Source organism: Streptomyces sp. FIT100 (genome assembly GCF_024584805.1).
GTDB lineage: Bacteria > Actinomycetota > Actinomycetes > Streptomycetales > Streptomycetaceae > Streptomyces.
The window spans coordinates 1,555,071-1,566,055 of the sequence record NZ_CP075715.1 but is presented as its reverse complement, the minus strand read 5'-3'; the positions used below and the strand labels follow the sequence as shown (position 1 = coordinate 1,566,055).

Annotated in this window: 11 protein-coding genes; 7 read left to right on the top strand and 4 right to left on the bottom strand. The window is 71.6% G+C overall.

The genetic code is table 11. The annotated features are described in order from the left end of the window. The first annotated feature begins 9 nt into the window (after window positions 1–9). The 4 genes from KK483_RS06755 to KK483_RS06740 all read left to right on the top strand — a co-directional run bounded on the left by KK483_RS06755 (window position 10) and on the right by KK483_RS06740 (window position 3,476). Entirely contained in the window at window positions 10–720 is a 711-nt protein-coding gene (locus KK483_RS06755; RefSeq protein WP_262004292.1) for a VIT family protein, read from the top strand. 133 nt (window positions 721–853) lie between these two features. Next, window positions 854–1,747 carry a sterol desaturase family protein gene (locus KK483_RS06750; RefSeq protein ID WP_262004291.1) on the top strand — a complete coding sequence of 298 codons (894 nt, stop codon included), beginning with the start codon at window positions 854–856 and terminating at the stop codon, window positions 1,745–1,747. Further along, a complete protein-coding gene (locus KK483_RS06745; RefSeq protein ID WP_262004290.1) occupies window positions 1,744–2,412 on the top strand; it encodes a lysoplasmalogenase in 669 nt (222 codons plus the stop codon). Before KK483_RS06750 ends, KK483_RS06745 begins: the two co-directional genes overlap by 4 nt. A 20-nt stretch (window positions 2,413–2,432) precedes the next feature. Beyond that, on the top strand, window positions 2,433–3,476 hold the full coding sequence (locus KK483_RS06740; protein WP_262004289.1) for a zinc-dependent alcohol dehydrogenase family protein: 1,044 nt from the start codon (window positions 2,433–2,435) through the stop codon (window positions 3,474–3,476). Window positions 3,477–3,487: 11 nt separating this feature from the next. Here KK483_RS06740 and KK483_RS06735 read toward each other — a convergent pair whose 3' ends face one another. Further along, a complete protein-coding gene (locus tag KK483_RS06735) occupies window positions 3,488–4,819 on the bottom strand; it encodes a CoA transferase (protein ID WP_262004288.1) in 1,332 nt (443 codons plus the stop codon). 220 nt (window positions 4,820–5,039) lie between these two features. Next, window positions 5,040–6,584 (bottom strand): S8 family serine peptidase, encoded by a 1,545-nt coding sequence (locus KK483_RS06730; RefSeq protein WP_262004287.1) that lies wholly within the window; start codon window positions 6,582–6,584, stop codon window positions 5,040–5,042. A 288-nt stretch (window positions 6,585–6,872) separates the two neighbouring features. Between KK483_RS06730 and KK483_RS06725 the strand changes: the two genes are divergently transcribed. The 3 genes from KK483_RS06725 to moaA all read left to right on the top strand — a co-directional run bounded on the left by KK483_RS06725 (window position 6,873) and on the right by moaA (window position 10,064). Continuing rightward, window positions 6,873–7,256 carry a DUF485 domain-containing protein gene (locus KK483_RS06725; protein ID WP_262004286.1) on the top strand — a complete coding sequence of 128 codons (384 nt, stop codon included), beginning with the start codon at window positions 6,873–6,875 and terminating at the stop codon, window positions 7,254–7,256. After that, entirely contained in the window at window positions 7,253–8,899 is a 1,647-nt protein-coding gene (locus KK483_RS06720; RefSeq protein ID WP_262004285.1) for a cation acetate symporter, read from the top strand. The genes KK483_RS06725 and KK483_RS06720 overlap by 4 nt, the downstream gene beginning before the upstream one ends. A 175-nt stretch (window positions 8,900–9,074) precedes the next feature. After that, window positions 9,075–10,064, top strand: coding sequence for a GTP 3',8-cyclase MoaA (moaA, locus tag KK483_RS06715; RefSeq protein ID WP_262004284.1), 990 nt, complete (start codon window positions 9,075–9,077; stop codon window positions 10,062–10,064). Here the strand turns inward: moaA and KK483_RS06710 are convergent. Together KK483_RS06710 and KK483_RS06705 are read right to left on the bottom strand one after the other, a co-directional pair. Further along, complete coding sequence (locus KK483_RS06710; RefSeq protein ID WP_262004283.1) at window positions 10,047–10,280, bottom strand: hypothetical protein; 234 nt, start codon at window positions 10,278–10,280, stop codon at window positions 10,047–10,049. The two genes, moaA and KK483_RS06710, sit on opposite strands and share 18 nt — an antisense overlap. 146 nt (window positions 10,281–10,426) lie before the next feature. Beyond that, window positions 10,427–10,804 carry a DUF3099 domain-containing protein gene (locus KK483_RS06705; protein WP_262004282.1) on the bottom strand — a complete coding sequence of 126 codons (378 nt, stop codon included), beginning with the start codon at window positions 10,802–10,804 and terminating at the stop codon, window positions 10,427–10,429. Between the last annotated feature and the right edge of the window lie 181 nt (window positions 10,805–10,985).

Genomic DNA, 10,985 nt, shown 5'->3' with positions numbered 1-10,985 from the left:
CCTCCCCGCGTGACCGCACCGACACACCACGAGCCGCACGGGGACTCCCTGGGCATCCGCCTCAACTGGCTGCGCGCCGCGGTACTCGGCGCCAACGACGGCATCGTCTCCACCGCCGGCATCGTCGTCGGCGTCGCGGGCGCCACCAGCGCCCGCGGGGCGCTGCTCACCGCCGGCCTCGCCGGACTGCTCGCCGGCTCCATGTCCATGGCCGCCGGCGAGTACGTCTCCGTCTCCACCCAGCGCGACTCGGAGAAGGCGGCCCTGGCCGTCGAGAAGCGCGAGCTGCGCGAACAGCCGGAGGCCGAACTCGACGAGCTGACCGACCTGCTGGCCGACCGCGGCCTCTCCCGCGACGTCGCCCGCGAGGCCGCGGTCCAGCTCACCGCACGCGACGCCCTGCGCGCCCACGCCCGGGTGGAGCTCGGCATCAACCCGGACGAGCTCACGAACCCCTGGCAGGCGGCGGGCGCGAGCTTCCTCGCCTTCACCGCGGGCGCACTGCTGCCCCTGCTCGCCATCGTCCTGCCGCCCCCCTCGGCCCGGCTGTGGGTCACGGTGGTGTCGGTGCTCCTCGCGCTGACCTTCACCGGCTGGTGGAGCGCCCGGCTGGGCACCGCACCGGCGGGACGGGCCATGGTGCGCAACGTGGGCGGCGGAGCGCTGGCGATGGGCGTGACGTACGCGGCGGGGTCGCTGCTGGGGGCGGCGGGGGTGTAGGGACCCTCGTTAGGGCCCCTCGTTCGGATCCCGCCATTGGCGGAAGTCACCAAAACCAGCTGACACTTTGTCTCGCAGGCTTGTCGGTACCGGCATCTAGCCCGGTCAGCACACCCCCCTCTACGGTGCCCGCATGCCGCCCAACCTGCCCGATGTCGTGCTGTGGTCCATACCCGCCTTCATCCTGCTCACCGTCCTGGAGATGGTGAGCTACCGCCTCCATCCGGACGAGGACTCCGCCGGCTACGAGGCGAAGGACGCCGCCACGAGCATCTCCATGGGACTCGGCAGCCTCTTCTTCGACGTCCTGTGGAAGATCCCGGTCGTCGCCGTCTACACCGCCGTGTACGAGCTCACCCCGCTCCGGGTCCCCGTCCTGTGGTGGACCGTCCCGCTGATGCTGCTGGCGCAGGACTTCTTCTACTACTGGTCCCACCGCGGCCACCACGTCATCCGGATCCTGTGGGCCTGCCACGTCGTCCACCACTCCAGCCGGAAGTTCAACTTCAGCACCGCGCTGCGGCAGCCGTGGACCGGGTTCACCAGCTGGCCGTTCTACCTGCCCCTCATCGCCTGCGGCGTCCACCCGGCCGCGCTCGCGTTCTGCTCGTCCGTCAATCTCGTCTACCAGTTCTGGATCCACACCGAGCGGATCGACAAGCTGCCCCGGCCCGTCGAGTTCCTGTTCAACACGCCCTCCCACCACCGGGTCCACCACGCCTCGCAGGGCAGCTACCTGGACCGGAACTACGGCGGGATCCTCATCGTCTGGGACCGGCTCTTCCGGTCGTTCGCGGCCGAGACCGAGCGGCCCGTGTACGGGCTCACCAAGAACATCGCGACGTACAACCCGCTGCGCGTCGCCACGCACGAGTACGTCTCCATCGCCCGCGACCTGCGCGCGGCGAGCGGCTGGCACGAGCGGGCCGGGCGGCTGTTCCGCGGGCCCGGGTGGCAGCCGCCGGGGACCGCACAGGGCGCGGCGGGCGGTACGGCGGCGGAGCCCGCGGCGGAGCCGGCCGGATGAGCGCGGCAAGAGGTCCCGCACGGCTCCTCCTCGTGCTGTTCGCGGCCGCCGTACTCCTCGACCTCGGCGCCCTGCTCGCCGGCTGGCGTACCGGGCATATGGTCGCCAAGCCGCTGCTGATGCCCCTGCTCGCGGCGTACGCGGTCACACGCGGCGCGCCCCGCCCGCTGATCGCGGCCCTGCTCTGCGGCTGGGCCGGGGACGTGCTCCTGATGACGGGCGCCGACTGGGCGTTCCTCGCCGGGATGGGGGCCTTCGCCGCCGGGCACGTCTGCTATCTCGTGCTCTTCGGCCGCCGGCGCCCGGGCCGGGCGCTCGGCATCGCCTACGCCACCGTCCTCGCCGCGTCGCTCGCGCTGCTCTGGGCCGATCTGCCCGCGGGGCTGCGGATCCCCGTCGCCGGATACTCGCTGCTGCTCACGGCCGTGGCCTACCGCTCCAGCGTGCTCGGGCGCACGGCGGGCGCGGGCGGGGCGTTGTTCCTGCTCTCCGACATGCTCCTCGCGACCGGACTCGCCGAGTGGCGGCAGCCGGCCCTGCCGGACTTCTGGATCATGCTCACGTACGTGGCGGCGCAGTACCTGCTGACGACGGGCGCCCTGGACGCACAGGGCCGCGCGGCCGCCGAGGGCCGGGCGTACCGTGAGTCGCGTACTGCCGTCTGAGGAGCGAGGACCCGTCCGCCATGCGTGCCACCACCATCCACGGCCCGTTCGACATGCGCGTGGAGGAGGTGCCGGATCCGGCGGTCCGGGAGCCGACCGACGTCGTCGTGCGCGTGCTGCGGGCCTGTATCTGCGGCAGCGACCTGTGGGCGTACCGCGGCGAGTCGCAGCGGCAGCCCGGGCAGCGGATCGGCCATGAGTTCCTGGGCACGGTGGTGGAGGCCGGTGCGCGGGTGACCGGCTTCGTGCCCGGTGACCTGGTCGTCGCGCCGTTCGTCTGGGCCGACGGCGCCTGCGAGTACTGCGCGGAAGGGCTCCAGACCTCCTGCCCGCAGGGCGGTTTCTGGGGCTCGCCCGGCTCCGACGGCGGCCAGGGCGAGGCCGTGCGCGTGCCCTTCGCCGACGCCACCCTCGTCAAGCTCCCCGCCGACGCGGCCTTCGACGACCGGCTGCTGACCGCGCTCCTCGCGCTCTCCGACGTCCTCGGCACCGGCCACCACGCCGCCCTCGGCGCGGGCGTCACCAAGGGCTCCACCGTCGCGGTCGTCGGCGACGGCGCGGTCGGCCTGTGCGGGGTGATCGCCGCGAAGCGGCTCGGCGCGGAGCGGATCATCGCGCTCGGCCGCCACCAGGTCCGTACGGATCTGGCGCGGACCTTCGGTGCCACGGACGTCGTCGCGGTGCGCGGCGAGGAGGCCGTGGCCGCGGTGCGGGACCTGACCGGCGGGCAGGGCGCGCACGCCGTCATCGAGGCCGTCGGCACCGAGCAGTCGATGCGGACGGCCGTCGGGATCACCCGGGACGGCGGCGCCATCGGCTACGTGGGTGTGCCGCACGGCAGCGGCACCGGTCTCGACCTCGGGGTCATGTTCGACCGGAACATCGCGCTGCGGGGCGGGGTGGCGCCGGTCCGTGCGTACATCCCCGAGCTGCTGCCGGACGTCCTGGACGGCACGGTCGACCCGTCGCCGGTCTTCGACGTGACGGTCGGGCTGGACGGCGTCCCGGACGGCTACCGCGCGATGGACAACCGGACGGCGCTGAAGGTCCTGGTCAAACCGTAGGCCGCCCCGGACTATGTCCAGGCCGCCGCGTCCCCGCCCCACACCCCCGGCGGCCGGGCCCAGTCCTCAGGTCCGCCGTCGTACGACACGGGAGAGCGGGCGTGGCGCAGACGGCCGAGAGGGCCGGCCGACTCGGAGAGCCAGGGCCCGGGGGCGTACGGGACCGCGTCCGCGGCCGGTGGCGCGGGCCGTGGCAGGACATGGGTCAGGAAGCGGGCCGTACGGGCCAGGGCGGGCCGGACCAGACGCGTGCCGCCGTCGGACCGCTGCTCGGTCAGCGAGCGGAGCACCGCCGCGGCGAGGAGATACCCCGTGCCGTGGTCGAGCGCCTGCGCGGGCAGCGCTCCGGGACGCTCAGGGGAGCCCTCCAGCAGCGCGATCCCCGTCGCCGCCTGGACGAGGCTGTCGAAGCCGCGCCGTCCGCTCCAGGGCCCGTCGTCACCCCATGCCGAGAGCCGCGCGACCACCAGCCCCGGCCGGGTGGCCGGACCGAAGCGGTCCAGCGCGCCCGGGCGGTAGCCGGTGACGAGGACGTCCGCCCGGTCGAGGAGTTCGTCGAACGTCCGCCGGTCCGCGGGGTGGTCCAGGTCCAGCGTGGCGGACCGCTTGCCGAAGCCGGTGTCGGCGTGCTGGTCCGGGAGTTCGGGCAGCCGGGGCGGGTCGATGCGCAGCACGTCCGCGCCGAGCAGTGCGAGCGTGCGCGTCGCGACCGGCCCCGCGATGACACGGGTCAGGTCGAGGACCCTCAGCGGGCCCGAGCCGCGCCGCCGAGGCGGCGCGTCGTCCAGCCGCTCCCGGGTCAGCGGAGGTCCATCCGCCACCGCCGCGCCCTGCGGATGCGCCGCCCACTCCTCGGGGGTGCGCAGGGCGATCGCCAGGCCCCCGGCCGCGTACACGGCCTCCTCGACGTCGAGCGCCCGGCGCTCCGCCAGCGCGGACTCCACCCCCGCCTCGTCCGTGCCCAGCGCGGCCAGCAACGCGGCCCGGTGGTGCGGGTAGTTGGCGTGGGTGCGCACCCAGCCGTCGGAGGTGCGCCAGAACCGGGACAGCGGGGCGAACGCCACCGGAGCCCGCCCGTCCACCAGCAGCCGGCGCTCGCTGACGAACGCGGTCGCGACGGCCCCGTCGTCGACCCGTACCGCGGGGATCGGACCGCACCCGCCGGCCGCCGCCGCGTACTCGGCCGCCGCGAGGGCGCACACCGCGACCGTGGCCCTGGCCAGTTCCATGACGGGCAGCCGGGCCGCGAGCAGCCCCGACGGGCCGCCGTACGAGACTCGGCCGGTCAGCCCGGAGTCGCCGTCGAGGGCCGCCCACAGCAACTCGGTCGCAGAAGTGGTCATGCCGGCACTATCGCACCGCGCGCGAAGGGCCCGGACGCATCCCCTCGCGTCCGGGCCCTCCGTGGCCCCACCCGGCGTCACATCACCGAGCGGCGGCTCGCTCAGCGGCGGCCCGCCTGGGCCGTGTCCGACGAACAGCGCCGTCCGCCCGCGGGGCGGGGCGCGCGGCGTCCGGTGCGTGCCGGGCGTCGCGCGCCAGGCGGGATTCGTCAGATGCGGCCTAGCGGCGCACCGCGTCCAGCGCGTCCGTCATACCGGTCCCGTAGAACCCGTTGTTGCTCTTGCCGCCCTCGCAGACCGCGTCGATCGTGCCGTCACCGTTGATGTCGTACGGCGCACCGCACGCGGTGTCGTCGGCCTGCGCGTACAGCAGCGCCTTGACCTCGGCCGCCGAGGCGCGCGGGTGCGCCGACTTGATGAGCGCGGCGACGCCCGCGACGTGCGGGGAGGCCATCGACGTACCGGCCTTGTAGCCGTATCCGCCGTTCATCACCGTGGACAGGATCAGCCCGCTGGTCGCCGGGGCGTCCGGCGCCTGGTAGGCCGTCGAGTCCCCGCCCGGGGCCGCGATGTCGATGTTGCCGTGGCCGTAGTTCGAGTACGACGACTTCAGGCCCTTGGCACCGGTCGCGGAGACCGTGACGACACCCGGCAGCATGGTCGGGTAGTCGAGGCACTCGCGCGGGTTGATCTGGCGCGTCACCGGCGTCGTGTCGTTGGGGCTGGTCGTGTCGGTCAGCTCGTCCGCCGCCAGGTCCATCCGGGAGTTGCCGGCCGCGGCGACGTTCACCGCGCCCTTGCGCTCCGCGTACCGGGTCGCCCGGGTGACCGACTCCAGAAGGGCCTTCTGGTCCGCGTCGTTCTTGCACGCGAACAGCCACGGGTCCGTGTAGTAGCTGTTGTTGGTGACGTCGACACCGTGCTCGGCGGCCCAGATGAAGCCGCAGACGACCGACTCGGTGTAGAAGAAGCCGTCCGGGTTGGCCACCTTGATGCCGGAGACCTTCACGCCGGGCGCGACACCGGTGACGCCCACACCGTTCTTCGCGGCGGCGATGGTGCCCGCCACATGGGTGCCGTGGTCGCTCTCGCCCGCGGCGGGACGCCAGGAGCCGGGCGTGGTGTCCGGCTTGCCGCTGACGCAGTTGGCGGAGGCCGCGACATCGAAGCTCGGCGCGAGATCGGGGTGGGTGTCGTCGACACCCGTGTCGATGACCGCGACGGTGACCTTCTTGCTGCCGAGCGTCTTCTGGTGGGCCTTGTCCGCTTTGATGGCGGGCAGGTCCCACTGGAGGGGCTCGAACGGGTCCTGCTCGTCCGTCGCCTGCGCCGCGGCCCTGGTCGCCTCGGCCGAACCGAGCGGCTGCTCCAGGTCGATGGCCGTGTCGGCCTGCGGGGCTATCGGGTTGGTGCGGGTGGCGCCGGCCGAGGAGACTCCCCTGACCTTGCGTATCTGCTCCGCGAAGTCGGGGTTCTGCGAGTGGACGACGATGACGCCTATCTGGTCGTAGGCGATCACCACCGTGCCGCCGGCCTTCTCGATCGCCCGCTTCACCGACGCGGCGGTGTAGTGACCGCCGTACGTGTTGACCACGTACGACAGCTTCGGCCCGTCGGCCGTCGCCGTCGCCGTCGCGGCAGTGGCGGCGTCGTCGGCGGGGAGCGCCGACGCCGCGCCCGCGGGCAGGAATCCGAGCGAGGCCGTGAGCGCCAGACCTGCGGGCAGGGCTATCGCACGCGTTCGTCTGGATCGCGGATGAGCCATGGGTTCTCCACATCACTCGTGAAAGCCGCCCAGACACCCGGTGCGAATGGGCGGGTACATGACGAGTGAAGTTATCCCGATCATCGGGGTACATCAACGACTTCCGATGGAAAACCCCGACGAGAAAGGGCCGGAAGTGAACCGCTTCGCCGCGCCTTCCGTGCCGTTGTCAGGGGAGAAGCACCGTCAGACCCCGTACGGGGGCGCCTATTGCCCCAGTTGCGCCCTTTTTCCCCGTTGTTCATGTTCATATCCATGTCCACCGCACCCGCGTCGCGAGGAGATTCCGTGGCTATCGATGCACCGCCGCCCGAGGGCGGTAGGGACACCAGCCCTGCCCAGCCCACGACGGAGGAGTTCGTCGAAGAGCAGGAGAGTGCGGAATTCGGCGAACTGCGCCGCTCGTACCGCTCCTTCGCCTTCCCCCTGACCGTCGCCTTCATCGCCTGGTACCTGCTCTACGTGCTGCTGTCCAACTACGCCGGCGGCTTCATGGGCACCAAGCTCTTCGGCAACATCAACGTGGCCTTCGTCTTCGGGCTCGCCCAGTTCGCCACGACCTTCCTCATCGCCTGGTTCTATGCGCGGCACGCGGCCGACAAGCTCGACCCCAAGGCGGAAGCGATCAAGTCCCGTATGGAGCGCACGGAGGCAACGGAGGCCGACGCATGAGCAGCATCACCACCCTCCAGAGCGTCCAGCTCGCCGCGTCGAGCGCGGCGAACTCGACCAGCGAGCACCGGCCGCTGATCATCACGCTCTTCGCCGCCTTCGTCGTCGCGACGCTGTTCATCACCGTCTGGGCCGGCCGGCAGACCAAGGACGCCGCCGACTTCTACGCGGGCGGCCGCCAGTTCACCGGCTTCCAGAACGGCCTCGCCATCTCCGGCGACTACATGTCCGCCGCTTCGTTCCTCGGCATCGCCGGCGCCATCGCCCTCTTCGGGTACGACGGCTTCCTGTACTCCATCGGGTTCCTCGTCGCCTGGCTGGTCGCCCTGCTGCTCGTCGCCGAGCCGCTGCGCAACTCCGGCCGCTACACCATGGGCGACGTCCTGGCGTACCGCATGCGCCAGCGCCCGGTCCGCACGGCTGCCGGCACCTCCACCATCGTCGTCTCGATCTTCTATCTGCTTGCGCAGATGGCGGGTGCGGGTGTGCTCGTCTCACTGCTGCTCGGCATCACCAGCGACGCCGGGAAGATCGCGATCGTCGGTCTCGTCGGCATTCTGATGATCCTTTACGTCACGATCGGCGGCATGAAGGGCACCACCTGGGTGCAGATGGTCAAGGCCGTCCTGCTCATCGCGGGCACCCTGCTCATCACCTTCCTGGTGCTGCTGAAGTTCGACTTCAACATCTCCGACCTGCTCGGCACGGCCGCCGAACAGAGCGGCAAGGGCGCGGCGTTCCTGGAGCCCGGCCTCAAGTACGGTGCCACCGGCACCTCCAAGCTGGACTTCATCTCGCTCGGCATCGCGCTCGTGCTCGGCACGGCGGGACTGCCGCACATCCTCATCCGCTTCTACACGGTGCCGACCGCCAAGGCCGCCCGTAAGTCCGTCATCTGGGCCATCGGCATCATCGGCGCCTTCTACCTGATGACGATCGCGCTCGGCTTCGGCGCGGCCGCGCTCGTCGGACCCGAGGAGATCACCGCGTCGAACAAGGCCGGCAACACGGCGGCGCCGCTGCTCGCCCTGCACATCGGCGGAGCGGACTCGGCGGGCGGCGCGATCCTGCTGGCCGTCATCTCCGCGGTCGCCTTCGCCACCATCCTCGCCGTCGTCGCCGGCCTCACCCTCGCCTCGTCCTCGTCGTTCGCGCACGACATCTACGCCAACGTCATCCGCAAGGGGCAGGCGACCGAGAAGGAAGAGGTCCGCGCGGCGCGCTGGGCGACCGTCTTCATCGGCATCGTCTCCATCGCGCTGGGTGCGATGGCCCGCGACCTGAACGTGGCGGGACTGGTCGCGCTCGCCTTCGCGGTCGCCGCGTCCGCCAATCTGCCGACGATCCTCTACAGCCTCTTCTGGAAGCGGTTCACCACCCAGGGAGCCCTCTGGTCGATCTACGGTGGCCTGGTCTCCTCGGTGGTGCTCGTCCTCTTCTCCCCGGTCGTCTCCGGCAAGCCCACGTCGATGTTCCCGTCCGCGGACTTCGCCTGGTTCCCGCTGGAGAACCCGGGCCTCGTCTCCATCCCGCTGGGCTTCCTGCTCGGCTGGCTCGGCTCCCTCCTGTCCAAGGAGGAGCCGGACAAGGGCAAGTACGCCGAGCTGGAGGTCAAGTCCCTCACGGGCGTCGGCGCCCACTGAGGAGCACTTCGTCATCCGCAGGTGCGCGGCCGCGTCGTAGAGTCCTACGACGCGGCCGCGTCGCACGTCGTGGTTTCGGCACCTGTCGATGTCACAGGTGTCGCGTAGGCTCGACTGTATACACGCGATACACGAGTTCCCGTACGACTTCCGGAGACCGGGGAGGGGGCCTGCAGTGCTCATCGACACGTACGGCCGTGTGGCCACTGACCTGAGGGTCTCGCTCACGGACCGGTGCAATCTGCGCTGTGCCTACTGCATGCCCGAAGAGGGCCTGCAGTGGCTGACCAAGTCCACGCTGCTCACCGACGACGAGATCGTCCGGCTGATCCGTATCGCCGTCACCGACCTGGGGATCACCGAGGTCCGCTTCACCGGCGGGGAGCCGCTCCTGCGGCCCGGTCTCGTCGGCATCGTCGAGCGCTGCGCCGCCCTGGAGCCGCGCCCCAGGATGTCCCTGACCACCAACGGGATAGGTCTGAAGCGCACCGCCACCGCCCTTGAGGCCGCCGGCCTCGACCGGGTCAACGTCTCCCTCGACACCCTGCGCCCCGACGTCTTCAAGACCCTCACCCGCCGCGACCGCCACCACGATGTGCTGGAGGGACTCCAGGCCGCCCGCGACGCCGGACTGACCCCCGTCAAGGTCAACACGGTCCTGATGCCGGGGCTGAACGACGACGAGGCCCCCGAGCTGCTCGCCTGGGCCGTCGAGCACGAGTACGAGCTGCGTTTCATCGAGCAGATGCCGCTCGACGCCCAGCACGGCTGGAAGCGGGAGGGCATGATCACCGCCGGTGACATCCTGCAGTCGCTGCGTACGCGCTTCACCCTCACCCCCGAGGGCGACGAGGCCAGGGGCTCCGCGCCCGCCGAGCGCTGGATCGTGGACGGCGGACCCCACCGGGTCGGCGTCATCGCCTCGGTCACCCGCCCCTTCTGCGCCGCCTGCGACCGCACCCGCCTCACCGCCGACGGACAGGTCCGCACCTGTCTCTTCGCCCAGGAGGAGACGGACCTGCGCGGCGCGCTGCGCTCCGGCGCCCCGGACGAGGAGATCGCCCGGATCTGGCGGCTCGCGATGTGGGGGAAGAAGGCCGGATCCGGGCTGGACGACCCGACCTTCCTTCAGCCCACGCGCCCCATGTCAGCCATCGGCGGCTGAGTCGCGCCGCTCGCGCTCCCACGCGTCGAGCGTCACGACGTCCTTGAGGAAACCCCGCACACCGAGGAACTGGGAGAGATGCTCGCGATGCTCCTCGCACGCGAGCCAGGTCTTGCGCCGCTCCGGCGTGTGCAGCTTCGGGTTGTTCCAGGCCAGCACCCAGACGGCGGCGGTACGGCAGCCCTTGGCGGAACAGATCGGGGTCTCGTCACTCACCGGGTCATTGTCCCCGACGCGAGCAGAACAAAGCGACGCCGAGCAGCCACGGGGGGAGCTGCCCGGCGTCGGTCCGTCGCTCCGACGGGGGATGCGGAGCGCACAGGAAGTATGTCACGCGGAACACCTCGCGGTGCACCGGAACTTCACGATTGATCTGAGCTATTCCTGAGGTTCGCGGACCCCGCCCGTTCCGGTTCCTCACCGTCGTCCTGCGCCGGGGATCCGCCCGGGTCCAGCATCGGCCGCACCGGCGGCGGGATGAAGGTCGACGGCAGCGACGGGGCGTTCTCCCGACCGGCGTTGGCGATGACCACGGCGACGTACGGCAGCAGCGCGCCCAGCACCAGCGCCACGATCGCCACATGCCGTTCGACGTTCCAGAGCACGGCGGCCAGGATCACGGCCACGGTCCGCACGGACATCGAGATCACATAGCGGCGCTGCCGGCCGCGGACGTCGTCCGCGAGCCCCTGCCGGGCCCCGGTGATCCGGAAGACCTCGCCCTCACTCCGCTTCCGCATCACTGTCCACCGCCAGGGCGCCACGCCGGGCTCTCCCCGGCCCGGACCTGTGTCCACCGTACGCCTCGGCTCCGCCGCTTACGAGACCGGGTCCGCGCTCACCAGGGCGAACGCCCGTCCCCGTACCGCGTACGGCCCCGTCCGACATGCGCCGTACGGCTGATGCACCGAGACTGTCCCT